Consider the following 19,949-nt stretch of genomic DNA (forward strand, 5'->3'; position numbering starts at 1 on the left):
GGGCAGGGTGATTCCCACCGCAGATCCGCTGCATGAACCAATGACACTTGCACCGTGTTTTGTGGCGCTCCAGAGTCTTGGCGTTCTTTTCGCGACGGAGATTGCGCATGTCCCTGTTCGCCTTGTGCCCGCGCCTCACGCGATCGGTCGTCCTGTCCCTGTGGATGGTGGTTTCAGGCCATGCCTGTACCGCCGTGCAAGAACCTCCGGAACATGTAGCGGTGCTGGTCACGCCCATGCCGAGCGAGCATGGCGTCGGTCGCCGATTGCTGACATGGACCGACGCAACACGAATCGACCCCGATACGGCCTCGGGCAAGCGTGAATTGGCTGGCTGGCTTTACTACCCCAGCATCGACGTGCCCGCGCTTGCGGGTGTCGCGCTGGACGGGGCTTGGGCCACGGCCGCGCGACCCGGCCTGGAGCGCAAACTGGGCGTTGCCGCTGCGCACGCGATGTTGAACGCGCGCTGGCACGCCGGCGCCGGCGCCGTGGCGCCTGGCCGGTTTCCCGTGGTGATTTTTGCGCCCGGTCATCGCCAGTTGCCCACCAGCTACAGCGCGCTGCTCGAGGGCTTGGCTTCGCGCGGATACGCAGTTCTGGCGATTGCGTCTCCCGGCATCAGCGAGGTCGTTCCGTTGCCCGGGCAACGGTTCGCCTTTGCCCAGCCATTGGACGACGAAAGCTATGACACGGTGGCCCAGGACATCGCTTCGGCGATCGCCGAACTGTCCGCGCTCGATGTGGCGCCTGGCGAGCCTTGGACAGGTCATCTGGAGATGGGGCGCGTTGGCGCGTTCGGCCATTCGGTCGGCGGCGCGGCGGCCATCCTCGCATCTGCGCGTGTGGCCGAGGTGCGTGCGGCAGCCAATCTGGACGGCGATTTCATGGGGGCTGCGGCAGACGCGCGGCCACACGTGCCGTTGCTGTATGTGTCGTCTCAGCCGCCGGGCCGAGCGGCCCAGCCAATCAGCGACTGGAGCTCCGAGCACAACGAAGTGCGCCGCGATCGCGTCTGGCGCAGTGTGGCCAGCCAAAGCCCACGCGCGTTCCGCGTTCGAGTGGCCGGGATGTTCCACGCCAACTTCGAGGACTTTGCCTTGCTGCCGCCGGCCGCCATGCCCCGGAAGTTGCGCGAGAACAACTACGGTTCAATCAGCGGCGCTCGCGGGCTGGACTTGACGACCCGTCTGCTGGCGGCTTTTTTCGCCGAGACCCTGGGGGGTCCGCCAACGAAGGATGTGCAAGCCGTCGTTGCACAATTTCCTGAAAGCGCCATGCAGGTGCTGGCTGCTCCGGTTGAGCGCTGACGGTGCCGGAGGCGCGTGCGAGAAGACCGGATGTCGGCATCGCGAAACAAGCCGCCAGGACGATAGTCAGGAGGAAGACCACCTGGAACGAACGCGCTTCGTTGGCGAACGAGCTTGTCCGGGCATGAATCCCTCCGGAGGATGCCGGTACCGGTGAAGCGTGCCCCCGACGTGCCTTCGTTTGTCGACGCGGCACTCGCGCAGGTTGCACGCTCAGTTCACTTCACCTGCTGGATAAAGGATGTCCGCCGGGCATCTTTGGCGGTTCTTCCCCCACGGACCTGAACTCATGCGCCACATTCCATCACTACTAGTTTCATCCGCGGCCTGTGTGCTGGCTTTGTCGTTGTCCAGCGGTGCCTTTGCCCAGCAATCGGCCCCGGCTCCGGCCGTTTCCTCCCATTCGGCCGACAACACCGGCGTGAACCAGCGCGATCGGTCGTCGAACACGATGACGCCGGTAGACCAGCCCAACGACAAGACCGACATCAAGCTTGCCGCCCGCGTACGTCGCGCCATCATCAAGGACAAGGCGCTCTCGACCTCGGCGCATAACCTCAAGCTCATCGCGGCCAACGGCGTGGTCACCCTGCGCGGCCCGGTGACCAGTGCGGACGAGAAGGCGCTTGTCGAGACGCTGGTGAGCGGCATTGCCGGCGTGTCCCGTGTCGACAACCAGCTTGATATCAAAACCCCCTGATCCCCAAGGACATTGAACGAATGAACGCTTCCGTCTATTGCACCACCAAGACCGTTGAGCAGGCCGAGAACATCGTGCTTGAGTTGAAACAGGCCGGCTTCACCAGCGACGACATTTCTGCCCTGTTGCCCGACAAGCGCGGCACCAAGGACTTCGCTCATGAACACAACACCAAAGCTCCCGAGGGCGCCACCACCGGTGGTGTCGCCGGACTCGGTGTCGGCGCGGCGGTCGGCTGGCTGGCCGGTATCGGCGCGCTGGCTATTCCGGGCGTGGGTCCGTTCATCGCAGCCGGTCCGATCATGGCCGCACTCGGTGGCGCGGCCGTGGGCACGGCCGCCGGCGGCATCATCGGTGCGCTGGTCGGCATGGGTATTCCGGAATTCGAGGCCAAGCGCTACGACGCCAAGCTCCGCGAAGGCAACATTCTGATCTCCGTGCATACCGAAGACGGGAAGCAGAAGGATGTCGCCAAGGATGTTTTCAAGCGCAACCATGCGGACGATATTTCCACCGCTTCGGAAGCCAAGGTCGACTGAGTTTCCCCCGACCGCTCCACTGGCCGGTTGCGTGGAAGTCACGCCGGAACGCAGGCCCAATGCTTGCTCGACCTGAGTGATTCCGCAGCACCATCAAAGAAGCCCCGCGTTATGCGGGGCTTCGTTTCATGATGCACGAGTGACGCTTCACCGGTGAACCTCCCTGTGATGGCGGGCATGGTCCTGACACGGTTGCATCCCCCTCGCCCGCGTGGAATTTTTTCAGGGATACGTGGCTAGCGCCATGCGCACGCCCAGGCTGGCCATGATCCAGATCGTGCCGCCGACCATGATGACCAACAGCAGCGCCGAGAAAAGAATCAGCTGCAGATCTTCCCGCTGCTGGCGGAAGCCGATGTGCAGGAAGAATCGGAAGTGCACCAGCATCTGCACCAGCGCAAATGCGCCGATGACCATCAGCAGTGGCAGGCGCGCCACGCCCGGGTTCCACTGCACCAGCGCGAACGGCAGCACCGTCAGGACCAGGGCCAGCCCGATACCCCAGACGTAGGAGCGGAATTCGCGTCGTTCCTCCTGTGCCCGCTCCGCCTGATCCCGGGTCGTGTGCTCGTTCATGCCAGCCCCGCAAGGTAGACGACGGAAAAGATCGCGATCCAGATGATGTCGAGGAAATGCCAGAACAGCGCCAGCCGCATGATGCCCAGTTTGGTGTCGGCATCCAGTCCGTAACGTGCGAACTGGCCGAGCAGGGCGATCATCCACAGGCAGCCGGCGGCGACGTGGAGGCCATGCAATGGCACCAGATCGAAGAAGGCGGACAGGAACCCGCTGCGGGTGGCTACGCCGCCCTTGGCGACCATGTTCGAGAAGTCATGCAGTTCGAAACCCAGGAAGGCCACACCCAGCACCAGGGTCACCACCATCCAGCCGACCAGCTTCCGCTTGCCATGCTGATATTTCAGTGCCAGCGACGTCATGCCGAAGGTGAAGCTGCTGGCCAGCAACATCAGGGTCTGGATGAAAACGCTCTGGATGTCGTACAGCTGGCGCGGGCCGGGGCCGCCTGCCGTGCCATGCAATGACGTCACGTAAGTGGCGAACACCATGCCGAACAGGATGGCATCGCTCATCAGGAACACCCAGAAGCCGAACATCACCTTCTCGGCGGTCTGGTTGGCCTCGCCGTGCGCGGAACCCAGGTTCAACCCGGGATGCTTCATTGCCGACTGGATCATGGCACCACTCCGTCCGCTTCATGCCGTGCCCGCCCCAGATTCACCGGCTTGCACTCGTCGGCGCGCGAGACGGGGGTGGCGTTTCGGGCCGCGTCCAGCCAGCGCCGGTCCTCCCGCTGAATTTCTTCGGCGCGGATGATCCGCGTGGTGTCGCGCGTGAAGCCGCGGGCGATCATCGTGCCCATCGCAGCAAGCAACGACAGGATCACCAGCCACCAGATATGCCAGACCAGCGCAAACGCCAGTGCGAAGCCGACTGCCGCGACGGTCGGACCCATGGCGCTGTTCTTCGGCAGTTCGATATCCGCGTACGCGGCAGGCGGTTGATAGGCGCCGCCGTTCTCCTTCGCCATGGTGAAGGCATCGCGTCCGCTGACCGTGGGTAGCGTGGCGAAGTTGTACTCCGGCGGCGGCGCGGCGATCGACCACTCCAGGCTGCGCCCGTCCCAGGGATCCCCGATGGGCACGCGATTCTGCGTCCGCTGTCTGATCGAAATCCATAACTGCCACAACAGCGAAAGCAGCGCGACAAGAATGACCAGCGCACCCAGGAAGGCCACCCATTCCAGCGGCACATAGCGCGGCTCGGCATATGCCACCGTGCGTCGGGGCATCCCCATGATGCCCAGCGCGTACAGCGGAAAAAACGCCAGCATGAAACCGACGATCCAGCACCACGCGGAGACCAGTCCCCAGCCTTCATTCAGGCGAAAGCCGAACGCCTTGGGGAACCAGAAATGGTAGGCGGTAAGCATGCCGAACAGCACGCCTGGCACGGCCACATTGTGGAAATGCGCCACCAGAAATACGGTGTTGTGCACCTGATAGTCGATGGTCGGGTTGGCCAGCAGGATGCCGCTCATGCCGCCCAGCACGAACAACAGGATGAAGCCGAGCGAGTAGACCATCGGCACGGTGAAACGTATGCGTCCGCGGAACATCGTCCACATCCAGTCGTAGATCTTCACCCCGGTAGGGATGCCGATCAGCATCGAGGCGATGCCGAACACCGCGTTGATGTTGGCGTTCTGGCCCATCGTGAAATAGTGATGTAGCCACACCGTGAACGACAGGATGGCGATAGCCATGGTGGCCATGACCAGTGATCGATAGCCGAACAATGCCTTGCCCGAAAACGTGGAAATCACCTCGGAATAAACGCCGAACGCCGGAAGGATCAGGATGTAGACCTCCGGATGGCCAAACAGCCAGAACAGGTTGGCGAAATTCATCATGTTGCCGCCAAGGGCATTGGTGAAATAGTGGAAGCCCAGGTAGCGGTCCAGCGCCAGCTGCGCGGTAGCGACGGTCAACGGTGGCATCGCGAATATCATCAGGATGCTGGTGCATAGCGCGGTCCAGGTGAACAGCGGCATGCGCATGAAGGTCATGCCTGGTGCGCGCTCCTTGTAGATGGTGACGGCGAAGTTGATGCCAGTGAAGGTCGACCCCAATGAAGCCAGACTCAGGGCCCAGATCCAGTAGTCGGGTCCGACGCCCGGGCTGAAGGTCGTCTCGGTAAAGGGCGGATAGCCGAACCAGCCGCCGGTGGAAAACTTGCCGATCACCAGCGACACCATCACCAGTGCCGCGCCGGCCGCAGTCAGGCCGAGGCTGATCGAGTTGAGCACGGGGAACGACACGTCGCGTGCGCCGATCTGCAACGGCATCACGTAGTTGATGATGCCGGTGAGAAACGGCATCGCCATGAAAAAGATCATGATGGTGCCGTGGGTGCTGAACAGTTGCGCGAAGTGATCCGGCGAGAGGAACCCGCCACCCAGGCCGAATGCCTGCTGGGCCCGCATCAGCACCGCCTCGATCAGGGCCCGGGCCAGCATCACCAGCGCGATCACCACATACATGATGCCGATCTTCTTGTGATCGGGGCTGGTCAGCCAGTTCGACCATAGTGGCCGCCACAGTCTGTGACGCGTAAGCAGCGCCACCAGCACGATCCCACCGAAGAGGACTACCGAGGCTGCGCCGGTGGCGATGATGCCGTTGATGATGTGGGCGCGGTCGGGATGCTGCAGCATCTCCCAGAAGGGCAGCGCCTGCGGGCTCAAACGGCCCAGCGGGTGCAGCAGCTGCTGCAGGCTCATGGCTTGTGTTCCGTGCCGGCGGCGTTGGCGAACGCGCTGGCCGGCAGCTCGGGTCGTCCGTCCATGGTGGCCCTGACCACGGCAGGGAACAGCGCTTCGCTTGCGCCAGCGAAGTAGATATTTCCGTCCATCGTTTTTGCTTCCGGGAGCACGGCAATCAATTCGTCACGGGTCGCGCGTTGCGCCACGAGGCGCAGTGCGCGCGCATCCAGCGGAATGGCGTTGGCACGCACGTGCCGCACCCATGCATTGAAATCCCTCGTCGACATCGCCTGCGCGGTGAACTTCTGCTGGTGGAAGCCATCGCCGTTGTACATGGTGTTTTCGCCCAGCGAACGACCCGCGGAGGTCGCCTGCAGGTTCAACTGCGTCACCATGCCGCCCATCGCATAGATCTGGCTGCCCAATGCCGGAATGAAGAACGATTGCATCACCGTCGCGGACGTGATCCGCAGGCTGATCGCTCGACCCACCGGCATGGCCAATGTGCCGACGGTGGCGATGCCTTGGTCCGGATAGATGAACACCCATTTCCAGTCATAGCCGATCACCTGCACGCGCAACGGTGGCTGGTTGGAGGCCAGCGCTCGGTACGGATCGAGTCGGTGCGTATCACGCCACACGAAGAACGCCAGGATCGCGACGATGACGATCGGCCCGCCCCAGGAAAAGATTTCCAGCACCCGTGAGTAGTCCCAGCGCGGCGTGTACTTCGACCCCTTGTTGCCGTAGCGGTAGCGCCAAACGAAGAACGGCAGCAGCAGGAAGATCGGTCCCGCGACCAGGATCGCCATGACGGCGAGCACGGCGTAGAAGTGCTCGCGTTGCGCGTCGGCGATCGGGCCCTGCGGATGGAGAAAAGTAAGGTGAGTGTCGCCACTGCATGCCGCAAGGACCAGAAACAGGACGCATAGGACGAGCCGGCAGGCGAGTTGGGCGAAATTTGCGGTGGGGCGATCAACGTGCCAGGCGCAGACGGGCAATCGAGTGCCAGCCAGCTCCGGGTCGGGCCCGCCGCCGGTGGTCAAAACACGATTCCCGCTGTTCACGATGAACGCTTCCTCCGGATGGGGATTCTCACGACGCATCCACCTGTCGTTGCTGCCGAGGCGGATGGATCTTGAACGGGCGCAGCGCAGGGCACAGGCTTCGACGGAAAACCGTATGCCCGCAGTCGTGATGATGGGGCGAATGGACGCGCGCGGCCCGCACCGACGTGGCGTCGCGTCCCGCGCCACAGCCCGCGTCGCAGGCGACGCGCGTGTCTTGACCTTGTCGAGGGCGCTCCGGCCCGCGGCATCGCCCCGAGCGGACTCTTCGAGTTGCCGGGGCGTCAGCCTGGCAGGATGTCGCGAATCCTTCGGCGCAACGCATCAAGCGAAAATGGCTTGGTGAGCACGTGCATGTCGTGTTCCAGATGCCCGTTGCCGACCACCGAGTTTTCGGCGTATCCGGTCATGAAGAGGATCTTGAGATCCGGACGCGTGGTGCGCGCGGCATCGGCCATCTGGCGACCGTTCATGGCCCCTGGCAGGCCGACGTCGGTGACCAGCAAATCGATCCGTTCGTCGGATTGCAGGATTTTCAGGCCTGCACTGCCGTCGCCGGCATGCCGCACGGTGTAGCCGGCATCGACGAGAATCTCGCAGACCAGTTCGCGGATGGAGGGCTCGTCCTCGACCACCACGATGGTCTCTCGTTGTGGTGCTGAGGGTGGCAGCCGCACCGCGGGCGTGGTTTCCGCGTCTACCGGAACGCTGTGGTGGCGGGGCAGGTAAATGCATAACGTGGAGCCGGCGCCCAGCTCGGAGTAGATGCGCACCTGTCCGCCGGATTGGCGCGCGAAGCCGTAGATCATCGACAGGCCCAATCCCGTGCCCTGGCCGATCGGCTTGGTGGTGAAGAACGGGTCGAAGGCGCGGGCGATCACATCGGCCGTCATGCCGGTGCCGGTGTCGGTGACACTGAGCGAGACGTACTGGCCCGGGTCCAGCTCGCACGCTTCCGCCGCATGCTCGTCCAGCGAACGGTTGGCGGTTTCAATGGTCAGGCGCCCGCCGTCCGGCATTGCGTCCCGCGCATTGATGCAGAGATTGAGCAGGGCGTTCTCCAACTGGGGTGGATCCACCAGGCTTGGCCACAGGCCGCCGGCGCCGACCACTTCCAGCTGGATGGATGGGCCGATGCTGCGACGGATCAGATCCTCCATGCCGCTGATCAGCTTGTTGATGTCGGTGGACCGTGGGTCCAGTGTCTGCTGCCTGGAGAACGCCATGAGACGCTGGGTCAGTGAAGCGGCCCGGCGGACCGCCGCTTCGCCCAGCGACAAATGGCGGGATGCGTCGTCGGACTTGCCGTGCTCCAGTTTCATCTTGGCCGCTTCCATCGATCCCATGATGCCGCCGAGCAGGTTGTTGAAATCGTGGGCGATGCCGCCGGTAAGCTGGCCCACGGCTTCCATTTTCTGCGCCTGACGCAACGCGGCCTCGGTGCGCAGCAGGGATTCCGCGGCTTCCTTTTCGGCAGTGACATCCCGCGCGCTGCAGTAGATCTTGTCGCCTTCGGCGATCGCCACCCACGACAGCCAGCGGTAGCCGCCGTCGGCATGGCGGTAACGGTTCTCGAAGCGAAGGGCCGGTTCGCCCTGTTCGAGGGCGCGTCTGAAGACGAGTCGGCTTGTCGCCTGGTCGTCCGGATGCAGGAAGTCAAAGAACGAGGTGTGAGCGATGCTTTCCTCCGGCCAGCCCAGAAGGCTTTGCCAGGCGGGATTGGACAGCTCGAATATGCCGTCGGCGTTGAGCACGCCCATGATATCGGTGCTGAGTTGCCAGGTACGTGAGCGGCCTTGAGTGCGTTGTGCCACTTGCTGCTCAAGATCGGCGTTGAGGGCTCTCAGTCTGGCTTCAGTGGCGCGCAATGCCTCTTCGGCAAGCGTGCGTTCGGTGACGTCGGTGCCTTCGACGAAAATGCCGGTGACCTCGCCGCCAGCGTTCCTGATCGGCTGATACACGAAATCCAGATAGTGCTGACTGACCGGCGCATCCGGCGCTGACTGCATGGCGAAGGGTGTTCCCGAAGCGGTATAGGTCTGACCACTTTCGTAGACCGAGTCGAGCAGGCCGAGGAAGCCTTGTTCGGCAACATCCGGCAGAGCTTCGCCCACTCCGCGGCCCAGTACATTGCGCCCGCCGACCAGTCGCACGAAGCTGGGGTTGGTCAGTTCGAAAACATGATGCGGACCTCTCAGCACGGCCATGAAGGAGGGTGCCTGCTCGAACAGCTCCTCCAAACGCTGACGTTCCGCCATCGCGCGCATGGACACCAGCACCTGCTCGGTGGTTTCGGTGCATACGACCAGCACGCCGCCCACGCCGCCCGGTGCGGACTCGTCATCGATGGGGCTGTAGCTGTACGTCCAGTAGGTGTCTTCCTCGCGACCATCGCGCTGCATCACCAGATGCTGGTTTTCGTGCCAGGTGGCGCTGCCACCCGACATCACCTGGCTGATCTGACCGCCGATTTCGCTCCATATCTCCGACCAGACCTGACGTCCGGGCAGGCCGAGTGACGAAGGATGGCGCTCGCCGGTGAGTGTCTGGCTGTAGGCGTCGTTGTAGAACCAGATCGCGTCAGCGCCCCAGAACAGACCCATCTGATGGCGCGAATTGAGCACCAGGCGGATGGCTGTACGCAGTGCCTGTGGCCACGCTTCGGGAAGCCCAAGGGGGTGTCGTGTCCAATCACAAGCGCGTGTCAACGCGCCCATTTCGCCGCCGCCAGCGAGGAAAGTTACATCGACCATCGGATCACCTTGAGCGGTTGAGCAAGCGTAGGTGCGAATCGTACCTTTCCGGTGAAGGCTACCATTGCAGGGAAGCCTCCGAACCTCGACCGCCCGACATCGTTGCCGATGATCCGGTCGCGATGGGCACCGAGGCCCGCCGATGTCATGACAAACCCGGCGCACAGTGGCGCCGGGTTCCGGGGAGTCAGCATCAGCGCAGAGCGATCAATCGCGCGACTTGGCGACCACGCTGCCGTCATCCGGATCAACCAGCAGGTCGACGTCCTTGCCGTGAGCGGTCTTGGCGTCTGCACTCCACAGACCGTGCTCGTACTCCACATCATGGACGTTCTCGTAGCCATCCGCGGCCAGCTTGGCGCTGATTTCGTCCTTGTTGAGCTTCGATGGCGCGTCATCGACATACACCTTGCCGTTGACCGGCCCGACGGCAAGTTCGACCCACTGCTTGTTGCCGCCACGCGCCTTGCTGCGCCAGACGCCATCCTTGAACTTCAGGCCCTTCACCTCCTTGAATCCGGCTTCGGCAATCGCCGTCTTGATGCCCTCTTCGGTCAAGGCGCCTGCAGGCGGCTGGGTGGTCCACGAGGAAACCGTGGTGGTGGTCTGGGTGGTCGTGGTGGCTGGTGGGGTGCTGGCAGGCATGTCTTGCGCAAAGGCGAAGCTGCAAAGCGACAGGCCGATCAACAGGGGAAGAGTGCGCTTGATCATGGGGATCTCCTTGGGGTGATGGGGAGCGGGCGAAACCACGCCGAAGATGCAGGCGTCGTTCGCTCCGGTCTGGGCAACACGCGTGCTTCGCGCAGGCCCATACCCTCCGGATGGAAGCACCGTGCGTCGCACGGTGGCGTGAAAGCAAGCGTGATCATTCGGTGAACAAGGACGCAGACAAAAGCCAGTCACGGTTCGGCCTTTCAAGAACGCAGGCACGCGCCGCGGAAGTGCCCCCACCGGGTGCACGGCGGCGTTGGGCTACGCCACATCGCCGCCGCTTTCGGCTGTACCCGACGCCGTCGCGATTCGCCGCGAGATGAATCAAGGCATCGCGGCGTCGTCTTCGACTCAGCCTTCGCCCATGCCCTCGACCGGGCCCGGTGCACCGCCAGCGCGAACCTTGTCCTCGATCTGCCGGCCGACGGTTGCGTCGACGTTTTTCCAGTACTCGAAGGCGCGTTCCAGCACCGGGCTGCGCACGCCGCCGAGCAAACTTCCGGCGACCTGTTCGACGAACTGCGCGCGCTGGGCGTCGTTCCAGATGTCCCGCACCAGGGTACCCGGTTGGCCGAAGTCGTCATCTTCCGCGTGCAGGGTATAAGCGCTGCGCACCATCTCGCCATCGCTCTCCCAACCATCCGCCACCGGGCCGGTCTCGTCCGACCAGGGACGACCGCCACTGTTCGGTGCATGTACCGGCGCGTTGCCGCTGTGGTGATAGGCCATCTGGCCGTCGAACATGTACGTGTTCACCGGCACCTTGGGCTGGTTCACGGGCAGCTGGTGGAAGTTGGTGCCGATGCGATGGCGCTGCGCGTCGGCATACGCGAACGCACGGCCCAGCAGCATCTTGTCCGGCGACAGGCCGATGCCCGGCACGGTGTTGCCCGGCGAGAATGCGGCCTGCTCGATCTGGGCGAAGAAATTCTCCGGGTTGCGGTTCAAGGTCATCGTGCCGACCTTGATCAGCGGATAGTCCTTGTGCGACCAGGTCTTGGTGAGGTCGAACGGATTGAAGCGATAGCCCTTCGCCTCCGCATACGGCATCACCTGCACCGACAGATCCCACACCGGATGTTCGTCGCGCTTGATCGCGTTGAACAGATCGGCGCGATGGAAGTCGGCATTCTCGCCGGCCATCGCGGCCGCCTCGGCGTTGTTGAAGAAGGCCATGCCCTGGCGGGTGTGGAAGTGGTACTTCACCCAGAACTTCTCGCCGGCGGCGTTGATCCACATGTAGGTGTGCGAACCGTAGCCATTCATGTGCCGCCAGGTGCGCGGCAGGCCGCGCTCGCCCATCACGTAGGTGACCTGGTGCGCGGTCTCCGGATTGCTGGTCCAGAAATCCCACTGCATGTGGTTGTCGCGCAGTCCCGAGTCGGGCAGGCGTTTCTGGCTGCGGATGAAGTGCGGGAACTTGATCGGGTCACGAATGAAGAACACCGGCGTGTTGTTGCCGACCAGGTCGTAGTTGCCCTCGTCGGTGTAGAACTTCAGCGAGAAACCGCGCACGTCGCGCCACGTATCCGGGCTGCCCGATTCACCGGCGACGGTGGAGAAGCGCGCCAGCATGTCGGTGCTCGCACCTTTCTGGAACAGCGCGGCCTTGGTGTAGCGGGAAACGTCTTCGGTCACTTCCAGCACGCCGAAAGCGCCGGCGCCCTTGGCGTGTGGCTGGCGCTCGGGCACCTTTTCGCGGTTGAAGTGCGCCATCTGCTCGAGAAAGTGCACATCGTGCAGCAGGATCGGGCCGTCCGGGCCGACGGTCAGGGAGTTGCGATCACTGATGGCGGGGGCACCGGAACCGGTGGTCGAGCCGCCCTTGGGGGTGTTGTCGGACTTGGACATGGCGTGCTTCCTTCTGTCGGTGACTGGCGGGGAGAGATGTGTGCAGCAGATTGGTCGAGTCTGCCTCCAATGACGCAGGCAAGCCATTCGGCATTTCCAATCGACCTGATAGGCAGGGCCTTGGAGAACATCCGCGCGCTGCGTCAGCACCATGACGACATGAGGTTGTTACTGGCGATTGCACGAAAGTGTCGTTTTGCTGGTGGAGTTGCCACCGGAAGGCGCTTCGACTCCGCCCGCTGCGCGGACTACGCTCAGCGGGAACGGTTTGGGGGCGTTTGGCCCTGAGTCAGTGCCATTCGATCATGAGGGCCATTCCAGCGCTGACTGCGCACGATCTTCGACGGATCACCGAGTCCGTGGCAAAAATCCAGATACAGGGCGATCGCTACCCGGCGCACCTTGCGGCGCACGTAGGCAAGTAGACCGCAGCGGAGCAGGGCGGGCACTGCCCGCCGGCCTTTCCTGCCGTGCGGGACAAGAATGGCGGGCCGTGCCCGCCTACAGCCAGGGCTCGCACGGGAGGATGCGAGGTGCGCCGGGCACGTTTCAGCAGGTGATGGACGGCAAATTCGTCCAATGGATGGAGAAGGTCGCCGATGAGGAATATCGTGTAGAGCCGACATCCTGATTCCCGTCCATCCCCAGCAAGGAAAACCCCATGAGTACGAAAGCCTACGGCGCACATGCCGCCGACAAGCCGCTGCAGTCGCTGGACATCGAGCGCCGCGCACCGGGCCCGCAGGATGTGCAGATCGAGATCGCCTACTGCGGCGTCTGCCATTCCGACCTGCATACCGTGCGGTCGGAGTGGGGTGGCACGCTGTATCCCTGCGTGCCCGGTCATGAAATCGTCGGCCACGTCAGCGCGGTGGGCAGCGAGGTGACCGGCTTCAAGGTCGGCGAGACCGTCGGTGTTGGCTGTATGGTCGACAGCTGCCAGCACTGCGCCGCCTGCGACGAGGGCCTGGAGCAGTATTGCGAAAATGGCTTCGTCGGCACGTACAACGGCAAGTCCAAGGATGCGCCCGGTCACACGCTGGGCGGCTACTCGCAACGCATCGTGGTCGACAAGAAGTTCGTGCTGAAGATTCGCCATCCCGAAGAACAACTGGCGGCGGTCGCACCGCTGCTGTGCGCGGGCATCACCACTTACTCGCCGCTGCGCCACTGGAACGTCGGCCCGGGCAAGAAGGTCGGCGTGGTCGGCATCGGCGGTCTCGGCCACATGGGTGTGAAGATCGCCCATGCGATGGGCGCACACGTGGTGGCGTTCACCACCTCGGACAGCAAGCGCCAGGCGGCGCTGGACCTTGGCGCGGACGAGGTGGTGGTTTCGCGCAACGAGGGTGAGATGAAGGCGCACGCCAACAGCTTCGACTTCATCCTCAACACCGTGGCCGCCAGCCATTCGCTGGATGCCTTCACCAGCCTGCTCAAGCGCGACGGCACCCTGGTGCTGGTCGGCGTACCCGAGCATCCGCATCCGTCGCCGAACGTTGCCAACCTGATTTTCAAGCGCCGGGCGATCGCCGGCTCGCTGATCGGCGGCATCGCCGAAACGCAGGAGATGCTGGATTTCTGCGCGGAGAAAGGCATCGTCTCCGACATCGAGATGATCCAGGTGCAGCAGATCGACGAGGCCTACGACCGCATGATCAAGGGCGACGTGAAATACCGCTTCGTCATCGACAGCAAATCGCTGGCTGGCTGAATTGCCCATCGCAGAAGCCCGCTCGCGGGCGATGCTCTCCCGAATCGAATCCCGGCCGAGAGCATCGCCCGCGATGGTGACGGAATCGCGGAAACTCCAAGCCTCCCATTACAGTCGAGGAACGGAGGGTCGCCACTCCGTGCATCACGAGCCGGCCAGTCCAGTGGCCTCAGTCCAGCGGCCAAGGCACCGATCCTGCGAGATGATCAGCTTCGGAGGTCTCGGCGGGTTCAGGCTCGACGACCTGCTTTCGTTCAATGCGGTCGTCACCGCTCCGCCACCAAGGCGTTGCCGGTCGCCGCTCTGATGGCTCGACCGCCTGGCCAATGTGCGGCAACAGCAGGTGGGAACGCTGCGGATCGGCCAGCTCGAGCAGGGTTTCCACCGGCTCGTCCCACGCGTGCGTGGACAATGCAAACGTGCCCCAGTGCACCGGCATCAGCACGCCGCCGCCGAGCATGTCGTGTGCCGCCAACGCATTGGCCGGACCCAGGTGGATGTCACCCCACGAGGGGTGAAACGCGCCGACTTCCAGCATGACCAGATCGAACGGGCCGAGGCGGTCCCGGATGGTTTCGTATTCATTGGTAAGGCCGGTGTCACCGCTGAAGAACACGCTGTGGCGTTCACCCTGCAGCACCAGCGACGACCACAAGGTGAGATTGCGATCCTTCAGGCCGCGCCCGGAGAAATGCTGCGATGGCGCGGCGGTGATGGTGAGGCCGGTACCCGGCACGCGGTGCGTCTGCCACCACGCCAGCTCGGTGATGCGCTCGGCGGCGATGCCCCAGCCTTCCAGATGCGCACCGACGCCGAGCGAGGTGACGAAGGGGACCTTCGATTTCACCAGCGCGCGGATGGTCGGGTAATCCAGATGATCGTAGTGATCGTGCGAGATCACCACCGCGTCGATCGGTGGCAGATCACGCAGGCTGACCGGTACCGGCTGGAAGCGCTTCGGACCCAGCAAGGTGAAGGGTGAGGCGCGCTGGCCCCACACCGGATCGGTCAGCACGCGCCAGCCGTCGATCTCCAGCAGCACGGTGGAATGGCCCAGCCAGGTGGCGCGCAGTCCGCTGGCGGGAGGCTTCAACCAGGTGTGGCGCGGATCGTCGGCGGGCAGCGGCGCCGGAGGGGTCCGGTCCGGGCCGCCGAAGACGAAATCGCGCAACGTGGGCCTGGGCGCGGACGTATCGCGCAAACCGGGCAAAACCGGGTGAATGTTGCGCAGCTGCTCTCCGTCCCACAGCGGCAAGTCGTGCAGACGTTCGAGACGTTCGCCGTGGGCGGGTTTGCCGAAAGATCGCATGGGAGATTCCTGTGGCGGGTGCAGCGCTTATACGGAATGCGCGCTGCGCTCCCACAAATCAAGGGCCGGCGTTCAGCCGCGCCAGTTCGCGTGCTGCTCCCAGAAGGCCACGGCGCGGCGGTACGCTTCGCGATCCAGCGGCACGCCCGAGCCGCCTTCCTCCACGCCCAGCGCATTGCGCAGCATGGTGATCGGCACCATTGGAATTTCTTCCGGATCGGCGGTGTAAAGGCAACCGACCACACCCCAGTCGGCCTTGATCGGCGAGCCTTCCTTCGCCAACTGCTCGCGGCTGTAGAGAATCGGCAGCAGGTAGTTGGCGACCGGCGGATCGATGCCCTCAAACCAGCGTACCAGCACCGGCAGTTCGTCCTTGTTGCGGGCCTCGTAGGCCGAACGAAGCTGGCGGCGATTGGCGTCGATGATCGGGGTGGCGGTGCAGCGCGTGGAGGTCCAGTTGCGGTGCACATGCAACTTGCAGAACGGGGCGTAGCCATCCAGCACGGTCAGCGGCGCTTCCATGTTCAGGTGCTGCTCGAATGCTTCCGCGCTGCAATTCTGAATGGCGCTGCGGCGGCGGTCGCGCGGGAACAGGCGGGCGCGGGCGAACGGGGTGAGGGCAATAGACATTGCGGTGGATGGCTCAGTGGGCGCGGGGCGTGCTGGTGCAGTCTTCGGCATGGGATTCTCCTTGCGTGGATTGAATCACAGCGCGCCGGAAGACGTTGCTCAAGACCGGACGCGGTCCGCGAGGAGCTCGCCGGACCAGAACCTCTGGTTATGCGCCGTATGCGTCTTGTCATTGGCTACACCTGCTTTCCAGCGATTATGCTCAGGGTCTTGCTCGTGGAGTGGAATTCATGTCGAACCGAAACGCGCTGCCATCCCGCCCCATCTCGCACGAGTGGATGACCCGGTCACACGGCTTGCCGGGGTCCTGGCGGCATGGGCTGGTGATAGCGGTGTCTGCCATCGGTATCGCGGCCTGTTCCGGAAACGGCACATTGACCAAGGCCACCCCGACCGACCAGCCCGCATCGAACGTCACGGCGCCGTTGCTGACCTCGCCCAATCCGGATGAGACCGGAACCATCTTCGCCAATACACGGGCAGACCTGGCCAAGGCCCGTCCGGTGACGGCGAAAAACGCCATGGTGGTCACCGCCCAGCATCTGGCGACCGAGGTGGGCGTGGACATCCTCAAGCAGGGAGGCAACGCGGTGGATGCGGCGGTCGCGGTCGGTTACGCCGAAGCGGTGGTGCATCCGTGCTGCGGCAACATCGGTGGTGGCGGATTCATGAACATCCACCTCAAGGACGGCCGCAGCCTGTTCCTGAACTTCCGTGAGAAGGCCCCGCTGAAAGCCACGCCGACCATGTTCCAGGACGCCGATGGCAACGTGGTCAAGGACCGCAGCACCGACACTTACCTGGGTGTTGGCGTGCCCGGCACGGTCATGGGGCTGAATACCGCGCTGAAGACATACGGCACCATGTCGCTGAAACAGGTCATCGCGCCGGCCATCAAGCTGGCCCGTGAGGGCTACGTGTTGCAGCAGGGCGACATCGACAGTCTCGATTCGCGTGCGAAGGACTTTGCGCAACACCCGAATGTGGCTGCGATCTTCCTCAATCACGGCAAGCCCTGGAAAGTCGGTGAGCGGCTGGTGCAGAAGCAGTTGGCGCACACGCTGGAGCTGATCGCCAACGGCGGTACCGATGCGTTCTACAAGGGTTCCATCGCCCAAACGGTGGTCAAGGCCAGCGATGCCAACGGAGGCATCCTGTCGATGAAGGATTTTGCCGACTACACGGCGCAGTGGGAAAAGCCGATCACCTGTGACTACCACGGGTATACGGTCATCTCCGCGCCGCCGCCCAGTTCGGGTGGCACCACGGTGTGTCTGATCCTGCAGATCATCAAACCGTATCCTTTTGAAAAGTGGGGCTACGGCTCGGTCAACACGGTGCATTATCTGGTCGAGGCCGAACGTCGTGCGTTTGCAGACCGCAACACGTACCTGGGCGATCCGGCCTTCGTGAAGAATCCCGTCGACACGCTGCTGTCGGCCGAACATGCGGCCAGGCTGCGCGCCACCATCCAGCCTGACAAGGCCACTCCTTCGTCCGAAGTGACGGGCAGCCTCGGCGCACCCGAAGGCAACCACACCACCCACTATTCCGTGCTCGACAAGGACGGCAACGGCGTCGCCGTGACCTATACGATCAACTTCCTGTTCGGCAACAAGCAGATTGCCGGTGACACCGGATTCTTTCTCAACGACGAGATGGATGACTTCACCGGCAAGCCCGGCGTGGCCAATGGTGCGGGCCTGGTGCAGGGCGTGATCAATCAGGTGGAACCGGGCAAGCGACCGTTGAGTTCGATGACGCCGACCATCGTGCTGCGCCACGGCAAGGTGTTCATGCTCACCGGCAGTCCCGGCAGCGCCACGATCATTTCTTCCACGCTGGAAAGCTTCCTCAACGTCGTCGACTTCGGCATGAACATGCAGCAGGCGGTCAATGCACCGCGCGTGCACCAGCAGTGGTATCCGGATGTCGTCTACGTGGGAGACGGCATGCTCACGCCCGAAGCTCAGCAAAAGCTGGAAAGGATGGGTCACACGTTCAAGGCGTTCAGCGGCGGTGCCGTCGAGGCCATCCTGGTCAACCCGAAGACCGGCCTGCTCGAAGGCGCCAACGACCCACGCCGCCCGGCGGGTCTGGCGGCCGGTTATTGATCAGACCGTCCACAAATTGAGCCGACAAGCTGCCAGCTTCGCATCATGCGGGAGCAGGGCGTCACGAGGGGGCTGGTAAGACAATTCGGAATGAGCCTGACTGACGATGGGCTGATGGGAATCAGAACATCAGGTTGACGCGACGAAGGCGGCGTCGACTTGGTTTTCCGCGTACCGTTTGTCGGTTTGTCGGTTTGTCGGTTTGTCGCGCTGGTTCGGCGAGTTGGAAGCGTCTGCTTCCGACCCATTTCAGACTGTCACGAACGGCCGCCTTGGGGGAGTCCATTTTTCCAAAAATGAAAGCAAATACTGGCCGTGTCAGCAGACCCAGCGGATGCGCTAGCTAGCCGTAACGCCGCCAGTTCAACCACTACAACCGCGAACAAGACTAGGTCATTGTCAGCTGCAAGCTAGATCTGGGGCGAGCCGACAACCAGTTGTTGTCGTGCGGCCACTGAAAGCTTGTGGTTGCCGGCGCGCGGCTGCTTGTTTGGCGTCAGCTCGGGAATCAATCAAGAGTCCCGGCGACCATCGAACAATTACCACTCGGTAAGTAGTATTGACTCTTCCTCCGCGCTCAGTATAATTGCCACATGGTAATTAGTGTGGAACCCCTGATGGGTCACAAACCGCCGTCGGAGAGCGAACGACGGTCATCGCGCTCAGCTCGTAGTAGAACGAGCCGATGGCTGCTGTTGTTTGGCCAAGGCTCTTGGCACCAACCTACGCAACGGGCAAAGCGTGTAGTGCTGGTGATCGGCGTTCTATTGGCGATTTTCGCAGCGGCGTGGTATCCAGCACTGGTCGATAGGGATGTTCAGAGCACAGATGATGCGTATGTCCGCGCTGATGTCACTCCGGTTGCATCGCGCGTCGAGGGATACCTGGTCGCCGTACCGGTCAACGACAATCAACACGTGCATCGGGGTGACGTGCTGGCTCGTGTCCAGGACACGAACTACCTTGCGCGGGTAGCTGAGGCGCAGGCAAACCTTGAACATTCCGAAGCTGCGCTGGCCAATGCGCTCAGCCGAACCCGGCTCCAACAGACACAGGTGGTTGCAGCAGCAGCCGCCATGGTGGCCACTCAAGCAGACCTGGATCGCGCGGTAATTGACCGTGCCCGCTACCACGACATGCTGCCAAGTGGTTCGGCGTCGCGGCAACAAGTTGACCTTGCGGACGCGGATGCCAAGCGCCTGAAGGCGACTCTTGCGCGTGAGCGAGCCGAATGGATTGCGGCGCAGCAACAGGTTCAGGTGGGCGAGACAGATGTTGATGAAGCTCGGGCCAACATCCACGCGATGCGCGCCGTTCTGGACGAAAGAAAGATTGAACTGGGTTGGACACGCATTACGGCGCCTGTGGACGGTGTGGTCGGTGAGCGGAACGTGCGTGTCGGGGTCTATGTCCGTCCCGGCACGCAAATTGTCGATGTGGTGCCGCTCCCGCATGTCTGGGTCGTCGCCAATTTCAGGGAGAGCCAGCTGGCGCATATCCGCCCCAAGCAACACGTATCCATTCGAGTTGACGGTGTGCCAGGTGTCGCTTTCACCGGCGTAGTCGACAGTTTGCAGCCTGCGAGTGGCGCCCAGTTCGCCTTGCTGCCACCAGACAATGCCACCGGGAATTTCACCAAAGTCGTTCAGCGGTTCCCCGTGAAGATCGTGCTGGATCGCGATCAAGGCAGCGTCGCATCGCTGCTTCCGGGCGTGTCGGTCGTTGCTACCGTCGATACGCCTTGCCCATCCGTGGGCACGCGTTGTTCAGCCACACTCGTCGGTAGCCTGTTCAACTGGCTGAGGGGACGGCAGTGACGACTGCCAAGGCGCATCCAGCCACCGATCGAGGGGATGGCGGGACGGGCCGTCCGCACAGTGGAATCTCAATCGGAGGGACCGGATCTCCTCGCCGCTGGGTTCCACAGTGGAATGGGCGACGCTTTGCCACATGCGTAGCCGCGGTATC

The 19,949-nt window shown here is 63.2% G+C and carries 15 protein-coding genes; 6 read left to right on the plus strand and 9 right to left on the minus strand.

All coding sequences use genetic code 11. From position 1 onward, the window contains the following. The first annotated feature begins 107 nt into the window (after positions 1–107). The 3 genes from ACVWWQ_RS00875 to ACVWWQ_RS00885 all read left to right on the plus strand — a co-directional run bounded on the left by ACVWWQ_RS00875 (position 108) and on the right by ACVWWQ_RS00885 (position 2,549). Positions 108–1,310, plus strand: coding sequence for an alpha/beta hydrolase (locus ACVWWQ_RS00875; protein ID WP_133950642.1), 1,203 nt, complete (start codon positions 108–110; stop codon positions 1,308–1,310). 241 nt (positions 1,311–1,551) lie between these two features. Next, the gene (locus ACVWWQ_RS00880; protein WP_208321619.1) at positions 1,552–2,010 is read left to right on the plus strand and encodes a BON domain-containing protein; all 459 of its coding nucleotides are present in this window, start codon (positions 1,552–1,554) and stop codon (positions 2,008–2,010) included. A gap of 20 nt (positions 2,011–2,030) precedes the next feature. After that, positions 2,031–2,549, plus strand: coding sequence for a hypothetical protein (locus ACVWWQ_RS00885; protein ID WP_133950640.1), 519 nt, complete (start codon positions 2,031–2,033; stop codon positions 2,547–2,549). Between the two features lie 222 nt (positions 2,550–2,771). Here ACVWWQ_RS00885 and ACVWWQ_RS00890 read toward each other — a convergent pair whose 3' ends face one another. The 7 genes from ACVWWQ_RS00890 to ACVWWQ_RS00920 all read right to left on the minus strand — a co-directional run bounded on the left by ACVWWQ_RS00890 (position 2,772) and on the right by ACVWWQ_RS00920 (position 12,214). Further along, positions 2,772–3,125, minus strand: a complete 354-nt coding sequence (locus tag ACVWWQ_RS00890) for a cytochrome C oxidase subunit IV family protein (protein ID WP_133950638.1) — start codon at positions 3,123–3,125, stop codon at positions 2,772–2,774. Beyond that, positions 3,122–3,745, minus strand: a complete 624-nt coding sequence (locus ACVWWQ_RS00895; protein WP_133950636.1) for a cytochrome c oxidase subunit 3 — start codon at positions 3,743–3,745, stop codon at positions 3,122–3,124. The genes ACVWWQ_RS00890 and ACVWWQ_RS00895 overlap by 4 nt, the downstream gene beginning before the upstream one ends. After that, positions 3,742–5,850: a cbb3-type cytochrome c oxidase subunit I gene (locus ACVWWQ_RS00900; protein ID WP_133950634.1), complete on the minus strand. Its 2,109-nt coding sequence runs from the start codon at positions 5,848–5,850 to the stop codon at positions 3,742–3,744. Before ACVWWQ_RS00900 ends, ACVWWQ_RS00895 begins: the two co-directional genes overlap by 4 nt. Then, positions 5,847–6,938 (minus strand): cytochrome ubiquinol oxidase subunit II family protein, encoded by a 1,092-nt coding sequence (locus ACVWWQ_RS00905; protein ID WP_133950632.1) that lies wholly within the window; start codon positions 6,936–6,938, stop codon positions 5,847–5,849. Before ACVWWQ_RS00905 ends, ACVWWQ_RS00900 begins: the two co-directional genes overlap by 4 nt. Positions 6,939–7,183: 245 nt before the next feature. Next, the gene (locus ACVWWQ_RS00910; protein ID WP_166669758.1) at positions 7,184–9,652 is read right to left on the minus strand and encodes a hybrid sensor histidine kinase/response regulator; all 2,469 of its coding nucleotides are present in this window, start codon (positions 9,650–9,652) and stop codon (positions 7,184–7,186) included. A gap of 207 nt (positions 9,653–9,859) precedes the next feature. Beyond that, a complete protein-coding gene (locus ACVWWQ_RS00915; RefSeq protein WP_133950630.1) occupies positions 9,860–10,363 on the minus strand; it encodes a PepSY domain-containing protein in 504 nt (167 codons plus the stop codon). 351 nt (positions 10,364–10,714) lie between these two features. After that, positions 10,715–12,214 carry a catalase gene (locus ACVWWQ_RS00920; protein ID WP_133950628.1) on the minus strand — a complete coding sequence of 500 codons (1,500 nt, stop codon included), beginning with the start codon at positions 12,212–12,214 and terminating at the stop codon, positions 10,715–10,717. 661 nt (positions 12,215–12,875) lie between these two features. Between ACVWWQ_RS00920 and ACVWWQ_RS00925 the strand changes: the two genes are divergently transcribed. Beyond that, on the plus strand, positions 12,876–13,928 hold the full coding sequence (locus ACVWWQ_RS00925) for an NAD(P)-dependent alcohol dehydrogenase (RefSeq protein WP_133950626.1): 1,053 nt from the start codon (positions 12,876–12,878) through the stop codon (positions 13,926–13,928). 169 nt (positions 13,929–14,097) lie between these two features. On the opposite strand, the gene ACVWWQ_RS00930 is transcribed toward ACVWWQ_RS00925, so the two are convergent. Together ACVWWQ_RS00930 and ACVWWQ_RS00935 are read right to left on the minus strand one after the other, a co-directional pair. Continuing rightward, positions 14,098–15,237, minus strand: coding sequence for an MBL fold metallo-hydrolase (locus ACVWWQ_RS00930; protein ID WP_133950624.1), 1,140 nt, complete (start codon positions 15,235–15,237; stop codon positions 14,098–14,100). A 72-nt stretch (positions 15,238–15,309) separates the two neighbouring features. Further along, a complete protein-coding gene (locus ACVWWQ_RS00935; protein WP_133950622.1) occupies positions 15,310–15,867 on the minus strand; it encodes a DUF3228 family protein in 558 nt (185 codons plus the stop codon). Between the two features lie 374 nt (positions 15,868–16,241). Here ACVWWQ_RS00935 and ggt point away from each other — a divergent pair, with 374 nt between their 5' ends. Then, positions 16,242–17,981 (plus strand): gamma-glutamyltransferase, encoded by a 1,740-nt coding sequence (ggt, locus tag ACVWWQ_RS00940; protein ID WP_457383267.1) that lies wholly within the window; start codon positions 16,242–16,244, stop codon positions 17,979–17,981. 746 nt (positions 17,982–18,727) lie between these two features. Next, entirely contained in the window at positions 18,728–19,798 is a 1,071-nt protein-coding gene (locus ACVWWQ_RS00945) for an HlyD family secretion protein (RefSeq protein WP_166669757.1), read from the plus strand. Positions 19,799–19,949 lie beyond the last annotated feature (151 nt).

The sequence above is a fragment of the Rhodanobacter sp. TND4EL1 genome, assembly GCF_054061035.1.